The sequence below is a fragment of the Bacteroides sp. 1_1_30 genome, assembly GCF_020982715.1.
Classification (GTDB): Bacteria; Bacteroidota; Bacteroidia; order Bacteroidales; family Bacteroidaceae; genus Bacteroides; species Bacteroides xylanisolvens.
The window spans coordinates 70,329-89,018 of record NZ_JAJKHN010000013.1 but is presented as its reverse complement, the minus strand read 5'-3'; the positions used below and the strand labels follow the sequence as shown (position 1 = coordinate 89,018).

Annotated in this window: 18 protein-coding genes; 4 read left to right on the top strand and 14 right to left on the bottom strand. The window is 39.9% G+C overall.

The features are described from left to right. Positions 1-361: 361 nt before the first annotated feature. From LPH68_RS05580 to aroA, 3 genes are all read right to left on the bottom strand, one after another. On the bottom strand, positions 362-1,078 hold the full coding sequence (locus LPH68_RS05580) for an SDR family NAD(P)-dependent oxidoreductase (protein ID WP_004323455.1): 717 nt from the start codon (positions 1,076-1,078) through the stop codon (positions 362-364). Positions 1,079-1,152: 74 nt separating this feature from the next. Beyond that, a complete protein-coding gene (locus LPH68_RS05575) occupies positions 1,153-1,722 on the bottom strand; it encodes a Crp/Fnr family transcriptional regulator (protein ID WP_004299287.1) in 570 nt (189 codons plus the stop codon). A 12-nt stretch (positions 1,723-1,734) separates the two neighbouring features. Beyond that, positions 1,735-2,964: a 3-phosphoshikimate 1-carboxyvinyltransferase gene (gene aroA, locus LPH68_RS05570; protein ID WP_370638795.1), complete on the bottom strand. Its 1,230-nt coding sequence runs from the start codon at positions 2,962-2,964 to the stop codon at positions 1,735-1,737. 208 nt (positions 2,965-3,172) lie between these two features. Between aroA and LPH68_RS05565 the strand changes: the two genes are divergently transcribed. Further along, complete coding sequence (locus tag LPH68_RS05565) at positions 3,173-4,408, top strand: ATP-binding protein (protein ID WP_004299291.1); 1,236 nt, start codon at positions 3,173-3,175, stop codon at positions 4,406-4,408. 38 nt (positions 4,409-4,446) lie between these two features. After that, entirely contained in the window at positions 4,447-5,499 is a 1,053-nt protein-coding gene (locus LPH68_RS05560) for a winged helix DNA-binding domain-containing protein (RefSeq protein ID WP_074705900.1), read from the top strand. A gap of 588 nt (positions 5,500-6,087) precedes the next feature. Here LPH68_RS05560 and LPH68_RS05555 read toward each other — a convergent pair. Next, positions 6,088-6,759 (bottom strand): DUF1349 domain-containing protein, encoded by a 672-nt coding sequence (locus LPH68_RS05555; RefSeq protein ID WP_225472708.1) that lies wholly within the window; start codon positions 6,757-6,759, stop codon positions 6,088-6,090. An 81-nt stretch (positions 6,760-6,840) separates the two neighbouring features. On the opposite strand from LPH68_RS05555, the gene LPH68_RS05550 reads away from it, so the two are divergent. Beyond that, positions 6,841-7,620, top strand: coding sequence for a response regulator transcription factor (locus tag LPH68_RS05550; protein ID WP_004299300.1), 780 nt, complete (start codon positions 6,841-6,843; stop codon positions 7,618-7,620). A gap of 74 nt (positions 7,621-7,694) precedes the next feature. Here LPH68_RS05550 and LPH68_RS05545 read toward each other — a convergent pair whose 3' ends face one another. Then, positions 7,695-8,387: an HAD family hydrolase gene (locus tag LPH68_RS05545; RefSeq protein ID WP_004299303.1), complete on the bottom strand. Its 693-nt coding sequence runs from the start codon at positions 8,385-8,387 to the stop codon at positions 7,695-7,697. Between the two features lie 184 nt (positions 8,388-8,571). On the opposite strand from LPH68_RS05545, the gene LPH68_RS05540 reads away from it, so the two are divergent. Next, positions 8,572-9,639, top strand: a complete 1,068-nt coding sequence (locus LPH68_RS05540; protein ID WP_004307954.1) for a DUF2027 domain-containing protein — start codon at positions 8,572-8,574, stop codon at positions 9,637-9,639. A gap of 63 nt (positions 9,640-9,702) precedes the next feature. Here LPH68_RS05540 and LPH68_RS05535 read toward each other — a convergent pair whose 3' ends face one another. The 9 genes from LPH68_RS05535 to hemW form a co-directional block, all read right to left on the bottom strand. After that, on the bottom strand, positions 9,703-10,059 hold the full coding sequence (locus tag LPH68_RS05535; protein WP_004316265.1) for a hypothetical protein: 357 nt from the start codon (positions 10,057-10,059) through the stop codon (positions 9,703-9,705). Positions 10,060-10,352: 293 nt separating this feature from the next. Continuing rightward, positions 10,353-10,961 (bottom strand): lysine exporter LysO family protein, encoded by a 609-nt coding sequence (locus LPH68_RS05530; RefSeq protein ID WP_004307956.1) that lies wholly within the window; start codon positions 10,959-10,961, stop codon positions 10,353-10,355. Beyond that, complete coding sequence (locus LPH68_RS05525) at positions 10,958-11,239, bottom strand: LysO family transporter (RefSeq protein ID WP_004321999.1); 282 nt, start codon at positions 11,237-11,239, stop codon at positions 10,958-10,960. The genes LPH68_RS05530 and LPH68_RS05525 overlap by 4 nt, the downstream gene beginning before the upstream one ends. Before the next feature lie 188 nt (positions 11,240-11,427). After that, positions 11,428-12,426 carry a DUF4249 domain-containing protein gene (locus tag LPH68_RS05520; protein ID WP_151923027.1) on the bottom strand — a complete coding sequence of 333 codons (999 nt, stop codon included), beginning with the start codon at positions 12,424-12,426 and terminating at the stop codon, positions 11,428-11,430. 7 nt (positions 12,427-12,433) lie between these two features. After that, a complete protein-coding gene (locus tag LPH68_RS05515) occupies positions 12,434-15,136 on the bottom strand; it encodes a TonB-dependent receptor (RefSeq protein WP_118161223.1) in 2,703 nt (900 codons plus the stop codon). A 1-nt stretch (position 15,137) separates the two neighbouring features. Then, entirely contained in the window at positions 15,138-16,016 is an 879-nt protein-coding gene (locus tag LPH68_RS05510; protein WP_151923026.1) for a FecR family protein, read from the bottom strand. Between the two features lie 26 nt (positions 16,017-16,042). Continuing rightward, positions 16,043-16,477 carry a hypothetical protein gene (locus tag LPH68_RS05505; RefSeq protein WP_004316260.1) on the bottom strand — a complete coding sequence of 145 codons (435 nt, stop codon included), beginning with the start codon at positions 16,475-16,477 and terminating at the stop codon, positions 16,043-16,045. A gap of 91 nt (positions 16,478-16,568) precedes the next feature. Next, positions 16,569-17,123 (bottom strand): RNA polymerase sigma-70 factor, encoded by a 555-nt coding sequence (locus LPH68_RS05500; protein WP_004316259.1) that lies wholly within the window; start codon positions 17,121-17,123, stop codon positions 16,569-16,571. Positions 17,124-17,142: 19 nt separating this feature from the next. Then, positions 17,143-18,273, bottom strand: a complete 1,131-nt coding sequence (gene hemW, locus LPH68_RS05495) for a radical SAM family heme chaperone HemW (protein WP_074705809.1) — start codon at positions 18,271-18,273, stop codon at positions 17,143-17,145. Positions 18,274-18,690: the final 417 nt, after the last annotated feature.

The following is an 18,690-nucleotide window of genomic DNA, read 5'->3' as shown; positions in this document are numbered from 1 at the left end:
ATACGGCTTTGGGCATTCTTAAAAAGAAAAAATGAATGAGAATTTGATATTATTTTTGAAAATACATGCTATGTATTAAAATATATTATATATTTGTGCCGTTAATTCTAATTTTATAAACCATCCTAGTTCTGAAAGAACTTATTTTTTCATCATTGATTACTGAACCCTAAAAGTGTCCTCCAATTGTAAGAGAGCTGTTTATTTGTGAGTTAGCTATTATCATTAATATGATTCCCGTATAGACTTATATACATAACTAGAATTTGGTAGATACCAATATCTGTATAAACAGTTGGGGCAGGTGTTTTTTTATTAGATTTACTTAGACAAATATGTGTTGGCTATGGAGTATCTATCATTACATCCGGCAATAAATAGCAGATGGCAACAGACGAAACAGGATAGTTACATATCTCCATCTTTTGGAAATGAAAGCTACTTTTTTCTTTTTAGAAATAGCCTTTTTAATTTGTTTCACAGCTTTATCAACGGGAGTAACCCAAAACAATCCTTCTCCTTTTGCCATAGCGGTGTCTACAAATCCGGGACGAATATCGGTAGTGTAAATAGAATAAGGAGATTTAGTTGCTTTTTGTCGTAATCCTTCCATATAGTTGATTTGATAGGCTTTCGACGCATTGTAGGCGGGAGCGATGCCACTGCCGCGTGTACCTCCAACAGAGGAAATAGTAACCAGATGCCCGCTTTTTTGCTGTTCGAAATATCGGAAACCCCAGTCTGCGATGTTGGTGAATCCTATCACGTTCGTTAGTAAGGTAGGTTCTTCCAATTGGTAGGAGAGTTCGGGATTTAGTTCTCCGGTCCCGGCACAGATAATCAATATATCCATTCCACCCATCTTTTGAGTGAGAGTTTCGAGGGATGAAATGGTAGCTTGTGTATCGGTGATGTCGCACACTTGATAGAATAGTTTGTCTTTGTCCCGGGCGCATACCTCTTCTAATAGATTTTCTCTGCGACCGGTAATGCCGATAAGATAATCTTCTTGAGAATAGACTTCTGCCAATCCACGACCGATGCCGGAAGTTGCACCTATAATTATAATTTTTTTCATGAAATACAATATACTTTGTTTGCCCGCAAAAGTAAGGGTAGGGAATAAATAAACTCTTGATTGAAATCAAGAATTTATTTTTGTACGACTTTTCTTCGGATACGACTTAATGTTTCGGGACGAATCAGAAGATAGGAAGCCAGTTCTTTTAAAGTTATCAGTTTCAGTAAGTCGGGACAACGGTTGATAATTTCAAGATAGCGTTCTTCCGGTGTCAGGCTGTACATTGAAATCATCCGGTCGTAGACTTCCCACAATAACGTTTCTGCGATGCGACGTCCTAACTTTTGGTGAGCGTCGTTGGTATCGTAGAAGTCTGCCATTTGCTGATAATTGATTACGTATACCGAGCAGTCACACAAGGCTTGTATATCTACATTTGATTTATCCTGTAACTGAAAAGCCGGATAGTTGCCAACAAAAGAATGATCGAAAGTATAGCCTACAATGCTGCTCTCGCCTACACTGTTGGTGCAACAGTACCGGAAAGAACCGGAACTGACGAATCCCATTGTTTTGCATACTTCTCCTTGGCGGGAAAAGTAGTCTCCTTTCTTATAATAGGTCTGCTTCCCCTGTTGCAATACAAAATCTACAATAGGGGAGTAGTTGATGTGGGAAGTATATTTGTTGAAATCTTCCACAGCGTATGAAAATTAGCCTTCGTTTATAACCTGAAATCCGGCCTGTTTCAAATCTTCCCAATATCCGGGATATGATTTGGTAACGACTTGCGGATCGGCAATAAGTAAATTGGGATGGCGGATAATTGCCGGTGCAAATGCCATTGCCATCCGATGGTCTTCATAGGTTTCAATCACCGGAGTTTCTTCCGGTTCACATCGTTCGCCATTCCACATTAATATACTGTCATTTTCTTCCTCGATCACATATCCCAGCTTTTTAAGCTCGGCTCGCAGAGCGGCAATACGGTCAGTCTCTTTTATTTTCAGGCTTTGTAATCCGGTGAAACGGAAAGGGATATTCAGCAAGGCACAGGTAACAACGAATGTCTGTGCCAAATCCGGAATGTCGACAAAGTCTTCTTCCAGTCTTTCCGGCGCTTTGCCTGTTTTTTTCAGTTTCACACCTTGCGATGTAAATTCGGTAGTTATACCTAAGCGTGAGAAAACTTCTGCTCCCCGGCTATCTCCCTGATAACTGTTAGGAAACAACCCCAATAATTCAATTTCTGCTTTGGGAGATAAGGCAGCAATCTGATACCAATAGGAAGCTGCGCTCCAGTCACTTTCCACTTTGAAAGGAATGCTCTGATAGAGTTGTGGAGCAACGGAAATGCTACTGGGAGAAGTCCATGCGGCTTTGGCTCCAAAGTCCTGCATCAGTTGCAATGTAAGATTGATATAAGGACGGGAAATTATCTCCCCGCTTAAATGCAAAGTCAAACCGTCTTTGAGTGCCGGACCTATCATCAATAGAGCAGATATATATTGGGAACTGACATTTCCTTTCAGTGTTATTTCGTTTCCTTTCAATTCTGCACCTTTGATGCGGAGGGGAGGATATCCTTCATTGCGGGTATACTCTATTTCAGCTCCTAACTCACGAAGCGCATTGACTAATATCTGTATCGGGCGTTGCTGCATACGGGCTGTTCCTGTGATTGTCCGTTCCCCCGGGGTCACACTTAAATAGGCGGTAAGGAAACGCATAGCAGTGCCCGCAGCCATGATGTCAATCGTCTCTTTCCCTTCGGTGAGAGCTTTTATCATCACCTGTGTATCGTCACAATCGGACAGGTTTTCAGGAGGATAAATACCTTTGCCCAGCGCATTGATGATTAATGCACGATTACTGATACTTTTAGAAGCCGGCAACTGGATAGTTGCTATTACTACTGAAGGAGGGATGAGTTTATAGAGCATCATTTCTATTTTCTTTGGTTTGAGATGACAAAAATAGACATAAATTGGTATATATGCAGTTATAAAGTCAGAAAAACAATAGAAAATTTAGAATGGGAAAATTACAATCGTATTTGAAGTAGAGGATAAAATCTCAAGAAATTACAATTGTATTTAAAATAAATGCTATATTTGTGATGTATTGCAATCGTATTTAAAAAGAAGTAGAATGAAAATACCTCGCATAATTAAACAAAGAAACACTTATGTTGACCGCATAAGACCTTTCATGAGGAAAACATTGGTAAAAGTGATGGTCGGTCATCGTCGTGTCGGTAAAAGCTTTATTTTGTATCAACTCATGGAGTTGATACGGAAAGAAGAGAGTGATGCGAATATTATCTATATAAATAAGGAAGATGTCAATTTCATAGATATAAAGACTTATAAAGAACTGAATGATTATATTCTTTCAAAATCGGTAGATGATAGAATGAACTATATTTTTGTCGATGAAATACAGGAAATACAAGATTTCAGGTTGGCTATCCGTTCGTTGGCATTGGATGATAATAATGATATATATGTGACAGGCAGTAATTCAGAGATATTTTCCAGTGATTTAGCGAATGAATTGGGAGGTCGGTATGTTGAATTTGTGGTTTATAGTTTGTCGTATATTGAATTTCTGGATTTCCATGAACTGGAGAATACGGATGCGTCATTGGAGAAATATATTCATTATGGAGGATTGCCTTATCTGATACATTTGCCGATGGAAGAACCTGTTGTTATGGAGTATTTGAGGAGCATTTACTCTACCATTATATTAAAAGATGTGATTCAGAGAAAGAATATAAGGAATACGGTCTTTTTGGAACAACTAGTTTCGTTCTTGGCAGGTAACATTGGCAACTTATTTTCCAGCAAGAGTATTAGTGATTTTCTGAAAAGTCAGAAAGTGGATATTTCTCCTTATGTTGTGAGTGAGTATGCGATGGCATTATCGGATGCTTTTATTGTACATAGGGTAGGAAGGTATGATATTGCCGGAAAGAAATTATTCGAAAGAGGGGAGAAGTATTATTTTGAGAATATGGGGATTCGTAATGTGATTACGGGGTACAAGCCACAGGACAGAGCGATGCGTTTGGAGAACTTGGTTTATAATCATTTGGTATATAGTGGATATGATGTAAAAATCGGGACATTGGGTACGGAAGAAATAGATTTTGTCTGTAAACGGAATGGAGAGATTCTCTATGTGCAAGTCTCTCTTGAACTTTCTAAACAGGAAACTATTGAAAGAGAATTCGGGAATTTATTGAAGATTAAAGATAATTATCCGAAAGTGGTAGTGTCCGGAGAAAAAATGTTTGAAAATACTTATGAAGGGATAGAACATATTTATATTAGAGACTTCTTGTCTTCTGTTTTGTTACATTCCATTACTCGTGTCATTTAATCAAAGAACAACTGTTTTTTCTTTTATAAATAAGTATGATGAAAATACCGAATATACGTTTACTCAACCAACAGTTATTAAGTCCTCTTTTCTTTCAACCCAAGGAACTTGTGTCCTGGATGGGAGCTATGCAGGCACAGAATTATTCCATGGTGAAATGGGCAGTAGGAATGCGTTTGAAGTCAGCAACGATTCAAACTGTGGAAAAAGCGCTCCGTGATGGTGAAATCCTGCGGACTCATGTAATGCGTCCGACATGGCATCTCGTAGCAGCAGAAGATATCCGGTGGATGTTGAAACTTTCCGCCGGGCGTATTATATCTGCTAATGAGTCTTATGCGAAGGGGCATGACTTGGAAATTTCTGAAGAGCTCTATACGAAAAGTCATAATCTGTTGGAGAAAATTCTTTGTGGGAAGAAAAGCCTGACGAGGCAGGAGATTGCCGAGCATTTTAACCGTTCGGGGATTGTAGCGGATAATCATCGTATGACCCGCTTTATGGCTCGTGCGGAGCAGGTGGGGATTGTATGTAGTGGGGAAGATAAAGGAAGTAAATGTACGTATGCGCTTTTGGAAGAGCGTGTTCCGCCGATGCCGGAATTGACCAAAGATGAATCTTTGGCTCGTTTGGCTAGAAGCTATTTTCGTAGTCATGCTCCTGCTGTTTTGCAAGATTTTGTCTGGTGGTCGGGGCTGCCTATTACAGATGCACGTCAAGCTATTTATTTGATTGATTCGGAATTAACGGCAGAAGAATGGAATGGACAGACATGGTATATTCATGAAGATTGCCGGACTCGTGGAAAAGTTACCGGCAGTTTGCATCTTCTTCCTTCTTATGATGAATATTTGCTTGGTTATAAAGACCGGACAGACGTTTTGCCTAAAGAGTATTACTCGAAAGCATTTACCAATAATGGTCTGTTTTATCCGATTGTTCTTCATGAAGGACAAGTGATAGGAAACTGGGATAAGTCTGTTAAAAAGAGAGGCTCATTGATAGAACATTCATGGTTCCGGTTGGATGATTGTGTTGATGAAGGTGCGTTGGATCGTGAGAAAGATAAGTATATACGGTTTTGGCGATAATATATGAAAAAACGTATATTTTATCGTTGTATAATTCCATATATGCAGGATATATTTAGGCATGAGTTGAAAATGAGAAGGATTTGCTGTTTTCGAATTTAGAAAAGAAATAAATCGATTGTGTTTTGGAATAATTTGTTTTAGTCTGTGTCTTTTATAGAATAGATGTATAGAACTTGCCTTTATTTTGTCTCAATTTGATATGTGGAGTGTTGGCTGTTTCAGGTGTAGGTTAGCTCTGGGATAGCACTTAAAATAAAGTTTTATATGCTCCTTTTAAAGGAATAAAGTGTTTCTCACCGATCAATGAATCGTTCCTTTAAAAGGAACTGGTTATTCCTTTTAAAGAAACGATTGTCAATAAGTTTATTATAGTGTATCTTTTGACTGTTTTTATGTAAAAAACTCCTCGAGAACTGTATATTCTTGCATTATTTTATACAACAGAACTGCTGGAAGAGGAAATCCGTGTGATGCTATTTATACTCATCATATTAAAAATAGAATATTTAAAGTAAGATATACTACCGCATTTATATTATAATAGAGCTTTCTCTCTATTTAAATAAATAGCATCAAGACTGATTTTTATTTGTTCATTTGCCTTTTTGCCCATTCCAGTCTTCGTTGATCGGCTAATGGAGTCACTTTAAATTCTTCGAATGTAGCAGTGAAACCTTTGCCGTCCGGACAAGCTCCCATTAATCCTACCATGACAGGACAATTATCTTGCAACCAACACGTGCGCATCATAATATATTCTTTATCATCACGTGAGAAAAATATTTCTACTGCATCCAGGCGACGGACTGCTTTTATCCATATCGAACGGGGAGCATCCGGCAATTGTACTACACTCCAGTCGCTAGTCCGATGCGTAACTACAGCACTTACATTCTGTTTGCCATCAACGTATTCCACACCTGCTTTTATCCAGTTTTCATGGTCGATGCGCAGCATTAATCCCATTTGGTCAAAGGTGGTGACATAGTTGCCGGTTATCTTTACTTTGGCTTCAAATTCTCCACCATAAGTTGCATAATAGAAAGGTCCGTCGTCCACTGTGAACCCATAATGAGAAATCCTCCAAAAGTCTGTTTTTGCAGGAACATCCATCACTAAGGTTTTGCCATCTTTTATTTCCCATTGTTGAGGCTCATTCAGCCAGTTCATTTTATTCAAACTTTGTGCCATAGAAGAAGTTGTTACTGCCATAAAGGCTATTGACATCATTTTGATTTTTAAATGTTTCATGATCATTTCTTATTTGATTATCTTTGTGGTGCAAAGATAGGTCATACCTCCGTGTGCAACAATACTGAATAATAACCATTTTATAAGATGGACGTATTACAAAAGGAAATAGATGAAGTTTATGCGACACAACTGATAGCCGATGAAATATTGGACAATGGAGTTGTAGAGCAACATCAACGCTTTATTCATTCATTGACGGAGATTAATGGTGGATGTGCTGTTATTTCAGATCTTTCGAATAGGAAAAGTTACATTGCCGTTCATCCTTGGGCGCATTTTCTAGGCTTAACTCCCGAAGAAGCTGCTTTGAGTGTGATTGATTCTATGGATGAAGATTGTATTTATCGGCGTATTCATCCTGAAGATTTGGTAGAAAAGCGGTTATTGGAGTATCAGTTTTTTCAGAAGACCTTTTCGATGTCTTCCGAAGAACGGTTGAAGTACCGGGGAAGATGCAGAATACGTATGATGAATGAGAAAGGAGTCTATCAGTATATTGATAATTTAGTGCAGATTATGGAAAATACTCCTTCCGGAAGTGTATGGTTGATTTTTTGTCTTTATACCTTGTCTGCAGATCAACGAACGGAGCAGGGGATATGTCCCACTATTACTCATATGGAACGTGGAGAAGTCGAAACCCTCTTTCTTTCGGAAGAACATCGCAATATCCTATCCGAACGCGAAAAGGAAATACTTCGCTGTATACGTAAAGGACTATCTAGTAAAGAAATAGCAGCTGCCCTTTATATTAGTGTGAATACAGTCAATCGACACCGGCAGAATATTTTGGAGAAACTCTCTGTCGGTAATTCGATAGAAGCGTGTCGGGCTGCTGAATTGATGAAACTGTTGGATTTGTAATCCAATAAGATGGCATTATTTACTGATTTCTTTCTTCAGATTCGAAGCTTATCTGAAGAAAGAACAGAACTTATTTAAAACCAAAGCAGCAACTCATCAAATCTTTTCACCTGTTTCAGATGGTCATGTGTGAATGTGTCTACTACTTCATGTTTCCACATCACTTCAAAAGGAATATGTATGCCATATCCTCCCAGCGATAGAACAGGTTGAATGTCCGATTTCAGAGAATTGCCAATCATGACAAATTCGGAAGGAGCAATCTGTAAGATATTCAACATTCGTTGATATTCTTTCTCTGTTTTATCGGACATCACTTCAATGTGATCGAAATAAGAGGCTAATCCGGAACGTCCCAGCTTATTCTCCTGATCGAGCAAATCTCCTTTAGTGGCAACTACTAATTTGTATTTTCCTTTCTCTTTCAATACTTTAAGCGTTTCTTTTACTCCCGGCAATAGTTCAATTGGCATTTTCAGTAATGATTTGCCTAATTCAATAATATGTTGGATGTCTGTTCCTGAAATCTTTTGTCCACTCACATGCAAAGCTGTCTCTACCATAGAAATGGTGAAAGCTTTGGCTCCATATCCGAGATATTTCAGATTATTCATTTCTGTTTGAAATAAAGCGGCTGAAATATCTTCAGAAGTGCCATAAGGCTTTAATAGGTCTGTATATTGTTTCTCTATTTCCTGGAAAAAAGGTTCATTGCTCCACAAGGTATCGTCTGCATCAAAAGCAATGACTTTAATAAGTTCTTTCATCGGTTTTCGTCGTTAATGGTGAATTTTAGATCATTTGTTTGGTATTTCGTATGCAAAGTTACAATAAAAAGAGGAATAAAGGCAGACGGTTTGTTTTTAGAACCGAATCTCCATTTAATTTCATAGAAATCTCTATCTTTGTTACTCGTTTTTTTGAGTTTGAATTTTAATTGGATATACAATAATGAAAATAGGAGATAAAGTACGCTTTCTTAGTGAGGTAGGCGGTGGAATCGTAACTGGATTCCAGGGAAAGGATTTTGTGTTGGTAGAAGATGCAGATGGGTTTGATATTCCGATGCCGATACGCGAGTGTGTCGTGATTGAAACAGATGACTATAATATGAGGCGTAAACCCGGTTCGTCTGTGCCGAAACCGGAAGAACCTGTTAAACCGGTAAAACCGGAGATGCCTGTTATTCAACGTCAGCCGGAGGTGCGTGGAGGAGATACTTTGAATGTATTTCTGGCTTATGTGCCCGAAGACGCAAAAGCGATGATGACTACTCCTTTTGAAACTTATCTGGTAAATGATAGCAATTATTATTTGTATTACACTTATTTGAGTGCAGAAGGAAAAGCATGGAAGAACCGTTCGCACGGTTTGGTGGAGCCTAATACAAAATTGCTGTTGGAAGAGTTCACCAAAGATGTACTGAATGATATGGAGCGGGTGGCTGTTCAGTTGATCGCCTTCAAGGACGGTAAGCCTGCGGCTATCAAACCGGCTGTTAGTGTGGAGATACGGATCGATACCGTGAAGTTCTATAAACTTCATACCTTTAGCGATTCTGATTTCTTTGAAGAACCGGCTTTGATTTATGACATTGTGAAAGATGATATGCCTGCCAAACAAGTATATGTTTCGGCGGAGGAGATTCAAGAGGCTCTGCTGCAGAAGAAATCTGTAGATAAACCGAAGTCACAACCTATTGTGAAACCAAACCATACTACTCATGGCGGAAAGAGCGGAATTATTGAAATAGATCTTCATATTGATTCTTTGCTGGATGATACTCAAGGGATGGGCAATGCTGAAATACTGAATTATCAATTGGATAAGTTTCGCGAAGTGATGGAAACTTATAAGAATAAGCGTGAACAGAAGATTGTCTTTATTCACGGCAAGGGAGATGGGGTACTTCGAAAGGCTGTCATTGATGAATTGAAACGGAAATATAGTAATTGCCGTTATCAGGATGCTTCTTTCCAGGAATATGGGTTTGGGGCTACGATGGTAACTATTAAATAATAGTATAAAAAAAGTGGAAGCCAACCGGCTTCCACCCTCTCTCTCTTTTACATATTAATCATTTTACTTATTCAGTTCAATACCTTTATTCTGTAAAGTGATATTCATCAAAGCTGCATACTTGGCGTACTGTTCAGCACTAAGAGTCTTTCTCATCAGTTTCAAGTTACCATAAACAGCGTTGCGCAATTTTGCTTCTTTATCTTTCTTCGCTGTTGTGGCTCTTGACATCTGTGTGGAGAAATAATCGCAAATATTGGCTACTTCTTCACTCTGATCGGAGTTTAACTTTAAATATTTGCCTAGTTTACTTACATTGATGTTACCTTCCCATTTTGCAGTTGTAGGCTGATTTCCGGCTGCAAATGTTGAAGCAGCAAGGCAGAGCGCTGCCACTAATGTTAATCCTAAACGTTTCATAATACCTACTTTTTTAATTGTTATACCTAAAAACTATTCCTAAAAACAAATCTAATACCTATTGAAAATACTGTCTAAGCGCTTAGTTTTTTCTTTTTACCTATGCAAATATAAGAATATGTTTTATAGCATAAAAATAAAGAAAAGGAAAAGATTCTTTTTAGGCTGATTTCTTGATGTAAGTCAAGAGATGATCTGCTTTTTGATATAAAAATACCTTTTTATGAAACATTTTTGTAATACGTGTGCGAAAACGATAGTAGAGTATTTCTCTATTTTAGGATTTATTGCTGTTAAAATGATATTGAGCAAAGGAATGTGACTAGGAACGGAACGCTGAAATCGACAACAAAGCCATGGAAGATGGAAATGATTACAAATTCCTTTCCCGAATATCGGGTAATGATAGGAAGAGTGGTATCCATCGTTGTGGCTCCACCAACAGAAATAGGAGCTAGCTTTCCAAAATATTTCACTAATAAGGGTGCACACAGCAAAGCGATAATTTCACGCATAATATTGGAAAGTAATGCGATAGTTCCCAATTCGGGACCTTTATATTCGGTGATAAATATGCTGGAGAGCGAGTAATAACCAAATCCGGCTCCAACTGCCATACAGTCTAAAGGACTTCGCTGGCTCATAAAAGCTCCCGCTATGGCGCAGCCTGCTAATGTGCCGAGTATCGTCATGATAGGAAGGAATACAAGCCGGGGATTCAGGGACCGAAAACTCTTCAGGGTGTTCGGATCGTTACCGATGCTGATACCTACGCAGAACATGAGTCCGCAGAGGGCATAGTAACTAAGTTTACTGTCGGTGAAGTCGTATGGGATAAGATGGTAAACTCCACAAAGAGTGCCGATAATGAAAAAAGAGACAATAATCAAACTACCTTTCATGCTTTTGTCTCCTTTCCTTTACTATATAATAGGTACCACAAGCCCCATGCACATAAAGTACTTCCTATGACCGCAGCTACCGTGATGACAACAGCTTCCAGTCCAAGAGTGTGTAATCCTTTGATGATAGATTCATTACCCCCTACATCTATTCCGAGAAGAAAGAGAAGAATCCATATAAGGAGAGTGATTATCTTGTGTATCCATGATAGTCTTTTACTGCGTAACAAGTAGCCAAGAAGCATGCCTGTCAGCATAATTCCAATAATGATAAACATAGTTAGTGCCTGCTTTTTGGCTGCAAAGATAGTATTAAATGTAAATCTTGGCTAATCTCTTCCACGATTTCTTTCATGGCTATTGACAGACATTCGACCATATCATCCACGCAAGCGGCATTGACAGACGGTGAATCTTCAAAACTACGGTTTATCGCAGTCTGCTATCCATAATTTATGATTTGTTTTCATCGTTGTGGTTTTTCTATATGAATGATCTTACTTGTCTCCGTACTGATTCCAATCATCCCAATTCCTCCATGTACATTGCTGGGGTACTTGATTGGTTCATTTATTGTTTCATCGTAAGCGTCGGAATCTACCAGGTTAAGTGCTTTCAGATAGTAATATTCTGTTTCCGTGATGCTTAAAAGACGTACAATAATATCCATCTTTACATTGGTGCCGTATTCAGGAAATCCGTCAATATCTGTCTGGTTGTAAACCGTCATTGTGTAAGATGTATTTTTGAATCGTGAGTCGTCGAATACACCATATATATTCTTTACGGTGTCGAACATGCCGTTGTCTTCGTCATCGCTGTTGGTGGGCTGTCCGTCTGTCAGCACAATATCCTCGCGGGATATAAAATGATAGCGATGTATTGTCCGGCTGACAAATTCTCCTGTTTCTTCATTATAGTCTTTCACTGTCATTTGCTTATCCATGATAAGCCGGTAGTAATTATCTTCGTTGGATCGATCTTTGATATTGATTTTGTATCGGAGAAAATTCTGCGTATAATAATACTTTGTCATTGGAATGGTGACCGTATCGATATCAGCTATTTCATGTGGACGCTGTGGTACGGTCACTTCAGCCCATGCGTGATATTGTCCGTCGTCTGTGAGGGCGTCGATACGAACTACATCTTCGGGAGTAAATTTGCTGGAAATATGGAAACGGCATTGCATATCTCCTTCCGTTTGGGGTGGGAGCGGACGTAAACTTTCTGATAACTGTCCGTTAACACGTACTTCCACCGTGGCATTTTCTACATGAGTGGCGTATCCTCTTCCCGTGAAATTGAGATAGAGAACGTTGGTCAGACTGTCTGCGTTGATTAGGGCGTTCATCACTAGTTTGGGGGGATTGTCCTTTACACTAAAAGGGAGTTCGTTTTCGCAAGAAACTGTTGTCAGCAATGCTATTAACAGGATAAATGGATAACATATACGAGTTCTCATAATGGGTTTAGAATTTATAAGTGTAAGTGAATGATGGAATTAATGGAAGTATAGTATACTTCTTGATAATCGGTTTGTTGGGATCGTTTTTGCTGGTGCTGCGATATACAAAGGTAGGATTCATCGCATTATATGCATTATACAGACTGATATTCCAAGTACGCATACCATGTTTGGTCTTTTTGTTGAAATTGACTCCCACATTCAACCGGTGACTGGCTGGTAACCGGTAATTATTACGATGCTCCACATATGAAGCTTCTCCGATGGTGGGTGAAGTTATGTTTGAATCAAAATAACCTCCATATCCATATCCTCCTCCAAATCCGTTGTTTGTGCCGTCACTAGGACGGATGACAGCGGTTTTCTCTTCAGGGATTGTACTTGTTCCACCTGTATAGAACACCCAGGAAGCACCGATGTCGATACGGTCGCTGAACTTATGGTTGATTGTCAGGTTGATATTGTGTCTTCGGTCATATTTATATGGGAACCGTTCACCGTTGTTGATACCGCCTTTGGCAAACTGACGATCACTTTTGGATAAAGTGTAGGACAACCATCCTGTTGTTCTTCCAAGGGTTTTCTGTGCCATAAACTCAATGCCGGCCGAACGTCCTTTGCCCATTTCCACTTTGTTTTCCCAACCGGAGGAAGAACCGAAGAAACTGACGCCTTCCTTATATTCCAGCACATTATACATATCCTTATAATACCCTTCTACCGAGAATTCCCATCCTTTGATTCCCGTATAGTATCCGCCCAATGAATATTGGTGGGAGCGCATTGGCTTGATCTTTTTAGTGACCGGAACCCATAAATCCGTAGGCATGGCAATGGGCATTGACGATAGTAAATGTACATATTGGCTCATTTGGGTATAAGATGCTTTCAGGGTTACATCTTTTCCCAATTGATAGCGTGCGGAAACACGTGGTTGCAAGGAAAAGTAACTTTGTTTTTGCACATGAAACAATGAGAAATGCAGTCCGAGATTCAGGCGCAGACGATCATTCATCTTGATGTTGTCTTCCAGGTAAGCGGATAACTCATGTCCGTAAATCCGGTTGTTGGCTATGCTGTGGTAGGTTGTGTCCAGGTCTATTTTATCTCCTGTCTTATTGGAGATTTTAGAGGTCATAACTTCCGGGCGGAAACGATGATAGATATATCCTGTTCCAAATTTGAGGTGGTGTTTGGGAGATGGATTATAATCGAAGTCGATCTGGTAATTCCAATCATTGATTCCCGAACGGTAATCGGCTGAATACCGGTTGGTAAATGATGTACCGCTACTGCCGAGATATTGATTGTTGGTATATGAGTTGATGTCGAATAAATAGTTGCTGTAGGAGACTGTCGTATTGCAGAATAAACGGTTGTTGAATACATAGTTCCATCTGGCAGAAAGAATCGTGTTTCCCCAATTCATTTTGCTTCCGTCTTTGAAATCTGTATTTCCATCATAATTGGCAGCAAAATGATCCTTTCCATTGTAGGCAGATAGATAGACGCGGCTCCGGTCGGAGAACTTATGATTGATTTTGGCATTGATGTCATAAAAATAATAACTGTATTCCTCGTCATCCGGCATGAATGGTTTAGCGATGAGGTCGACATACGAACGTCTGGCGGAAATATTGAAAGACGTTTTCCCTTTCACAATCGGACCCTCCAGGTTGATTTTGCTAGTTAGTAGTCCGATACTAAGTGTGCCGTGGTATTTCTGCATATCTCCGTCATTGGTACGGACGTCGATGACAGAAGAAAGCCGTCCGCCGAAACGTGCCGGAAAAGAACTTTTGAATAGTGTTACTTTTTTGACGGCTTCCGGAGTAAAAACCGAAAAGAATCCGAACATATGGTCTACGTTATATACAGGAATCCCGTCAAGTAAGATTAGATTTTGATCCGGGCTTCCACCACGTATATACAGTCCGGCAGATCCATCTACTCCTGCCTGTACGCCGGGCATCAGTTGGATGGCTTTCATTACATCTGCCTCTCCCAGTATGCTCGGAGTATTTTTTATTTGCGTCATTGGAATCTCGATAGATCCCATCTGGGTGGCTATAGTTCCTGTCTCGGTTTTGTCGGAAACGATGACTACTTCCTGCAATTGCGTGTTACCCTGCATGCGGATATTTAGTAATGTGTCTTGTGAGAGCGTAAAATGATGCGCTTCTGTGGCATAGCCCAGATAGGAGAAACGCAGTTCGGTTTCTCCTTCGGGCAGGGTGATGCTGTAAAAACCGTAAGGATTGGTGGTTGTTCCTTGATTTTGATGACTCTCAATGATGTTGGTTCCAATCAACGTCTCGGAAGACGTCCCATCAGTGACATATCCGCTGATAGTGAACTTGCGGCTTACAGTTTTTGATTCTTTTTTCTTTTGCAGAAGGATATGCCGGCCAGTGAACTGATAACTGATCTGCTCATTTTTGAACGCAAGGTCAAGTATCTCACGCAAAGGCTTATCCTTTACCTGCAAATTGATTTTATGTTTTATGGTAATTTCCTCACTGTAGATAAAAGAATATCCGGTTGAATTCTCAATCCGTTTGACGAATTCTTTCAATGTGGCGTTTCGTAGTGTCAGCGAAAGTCGGGCGTCCGCATTTTGCGCGTATATTTGTGTGGTGATAAGGAGTGCTACCCCTATCAGAACAATGGTTCTGACAGGGAAGCGATCTTGGAATATAATATTCATCTTAGTCTGGTTTAGCAGTGATAATAATCTGTTTATTGTTTTGTGAGTAGTCGAAATAACCGGCATTATGTAATACAGATAAAATAGTTGCCAGGTCTTCTCCATTGCGGAAGCGTGCTGTGATCCGGTAATTTTGCAAAGCCGCGTCGGCTATGTGGATCGTTGCTCCGAATGAATTGGATAGTTCGCGGGCAATCTCCTGCAAAGGTAGGTCGTCGAATATAAACTCTCCCTGCCGCCAGGAAATTTCATCTTCTACGTTTTCTAAAACCTTGCGGGTGAGTTTTTCTTCCACCTTATTATATATAGCAATCTCATTCGGTTTCAAAATCACACGAACTGACTTGCTTTTATTGCTGACTGCTACCGAACCTGTCAATAACGTTGTCTTTACATCCGGGTTGTTCTGATAGGCATCTACGTTGAAGTGAGTTCCCAACACCTGAACGTCAATCGTTTCAGTCTGCACGATAAACGGATGTTTCTTGTTCTTGCTTACTTCAAAATAAGCCTCCCCATTTAGTTTCACTTCCCGCTTGTCCGATTTGAACTTTTCAGGATAAGAAAGTGAAGAATAATGGTTGAGTGTGACGGTGCTGCCATCAGGAAGACAGACCGTGCGTGTCTCTGCCAAGGTGGAAACCGTTTGTATCGTGACCGGTTGCATATATAAATAGGCTGTCCATACCGATAGGCAAAGTAGAGTTACTGCCGCCGCTGCCGAGAAAGTACGTATCAGTGTCAGACGCCGGGTATGTGACTTCAGTCTTTTCTCTAGTTCCGGGTAACTGGTTGTTGCTGAAAACCGTCCTCGCGGTGAACGTGTGGAAGCGACGAGCTTGTTCAGTATTTCTTCTAATTCCGTATCGGTGTATTTCATCTTTTTTCTGTATTGCTCTTGATCTATTATTTTCGTTTCAACAGAATGGTCAGTTTGCTGATTCCTCCTTCTTTCCACTGGGGAGTGCAGGATAAAGTGACATTCTGCTTCTTCAATATCATCTGTTTAGGATAGATTTTTATGACAGTTGTTGCTGACTTCTTACCCGCTTTGATGATTACTTTTTTTTCTGTTAGCTGTACCACTGCTGCTTGTCCTACTACCGGAGGGGGTGTGGCAAGTACTACCGTCCGGTCTTCTTTTGTTTTTTCTGTTGCAACAATTTTAATTTTCAACTCACATTCGGGTTTGTCGCTTTCACATTCTACTGTTTCCTTCGAATGTTCAAATCCTGCATAGTCCTTTGGTAGGTTGTCGTTGTCATTGTTGCATGAAAACAGGCACAGACAAACTGAAAGAAGGACAAAGATTCCCATGTTTGCGTCATTTAGCTTTTTCATTTTCTGTCTTTTTTTAGTGATTGATTGACTTATTTGTTGATAAAGACCGGAGGGGGACAGAAACTCCCTACGCTCTTTGTCTAAAAGAATGTTAATCTATTTCGGCCCGGCTAATCATCTCTTTTAAACGTGTGATTGCTTTCTGAAGTTGTGCGTCCACTGTATTCATGCTGATGCCTAATTCTTCTGCTACTTGTGCGTAACTCTGTTTTTCTTCACGGATGCGGATGAACACTTCCCTGCAACGATCCGGAAGCCGGTCGAGTGCTTTTACGTAAAGAGCGAACAGTTCTTCACTGATGAGCGATTCTTCCGGTGAATAGCTTTGTTCTTGAGGCTCCGGCAGAGAATCGGGATGAATAAGCGTATGTCTTGATTCTTTTTCCAGATAATTGAGCGAAGCATTTTTGACGAGAATGAAACAATAATCTTCAATGTTTCTCACATCAAGCAAATTGCTGCGTTGCTTCCATAGTTTCAGGAATACATCGAGAACGATTTCCTGCGACCATTCTTCCTGTTTCACATAATAATAGGCAATACGAAAGAAACGGTCGTAAGTCATGTTGTAAAAGTCCCGGAAAGCAGTTTGCGAATCCAGTTCTTTCATTTGCCGCAATAACTTTCTTACTTCTGATTCGGTCATCGGCTTTTTGTTTGTTTGGTTAGTCTACCCAAAGTAAATCACTCATTATACTGTCGGAAATAAAAATCCCTTCACGCGTCAGGCGCAAAGCTCCGTTGTATTCCTCCAGTTTACCATTTTTCAGATAAGGTGCAGCCATTTTTTGACAATATTCCCACATTTCATTGCCGAACATCTGTTTCAGTTTCTCTATAGGTGTTCCCCATACGGTACGTATGGTAGTGATAATAAATTCGTTGTAGCGGGTGGTTGGGTCCAAATACTCTGTCTCGAAAGCACGGCAGTCTTCTTCTATACCTTTTATATAGGTGTCGATTGAAGACACATTCCATTCCCGTGTCATTCCGTCAAAAGAATGTGCCGATGGTCCGCATCCCAGATAAGATATTCCTTTCCAATAGGAAGTGTTGTGGCGGGAATATTTTCCGGGGCGGCAGAAATTGGAAATTTCATAGTGTTCAAATCCTGCTTTCTGCAAATGCTCTATCAGTAATGTGAAAAATTCTAAACTGGAGTCTTCGTCTACCTCGGATATCTGGTGCTGTTTTAACATATTATATATAGGTGTATCTTCCTCATAAATCAAGTGATAGGCGGAGATATGTTCTACATTCAGACTGATAGCTTGACGGAGATCGTTTTCCCATCGTTCTTTTGTTTCTCCGGGCAATCCGTAAATTAGGTCGATACTGATGTTCTGGAAATCGGCTTTCCGGCATCTGTCAATTGCTTCGATGGCTGTACGGGCATTGTGGCGGCGTCTCAATAGTTTGAGCGTAGCATCATCAAAAGTCTGTATTCCCATGCTGAGGCGGTTGAAAGGAAGTGAGGAAAGCATTTCCAGATATTCCTGCGATAAATCATCCGGATTAGCTTCCAGAGTGATTTCCTGACAATGATTCAATCCGTAGTGCTCGCGGATGGTATCAAATATTTGTTCAAAATCCTCTTTTTCCAGTTGAGACGGGGTTCCGCCACCGAAATAAATAGTTTCTATATCTTTTCCTTTCAGGTATTCTTTACGCATCGTCAACTCCCGGCAGAGAGCCTGTACATAACGGGTTTTGAGTTCGCTGCGAGTGGTTGAGTAGAAGTCGCAGTAGATGCAGCGCGTTTTGCAAAAAGGAATATGAAGATAGATACCTGCCATAGCTATGCTGTTTGGGTTTGTGGGTGTAAAAGTAAGACTATTATTAGATATATCAAAAAAAGCAGTTGACGGAAATTATTTATAGTGGGGTAGGAATACGCTAAATAGATAATTCCCCATCGATTAGTAGAAGATAATTTCCTGCAATGCTGAATTTAAGATCTTTTCTTTTATAAATAAGATTCGAACTTGTAGCCGGGTTTTCGTTTGACTTAAGTCAAACGATAGAATGACTTAAGTTAAACTATCGCTTGACTTAAGTCAAACGAAAACTGATTAGGCAACGGGGAAACTATTGTATGAAAGGAAAACAACTAAAAATAACATCGTGCCGGATTACTCGTTGCAACTATGAAATTAGTTTATAGCCATGCGAAAATAATTTTTAACCCGATTCGAAAATGTTCGTGTTAAAGA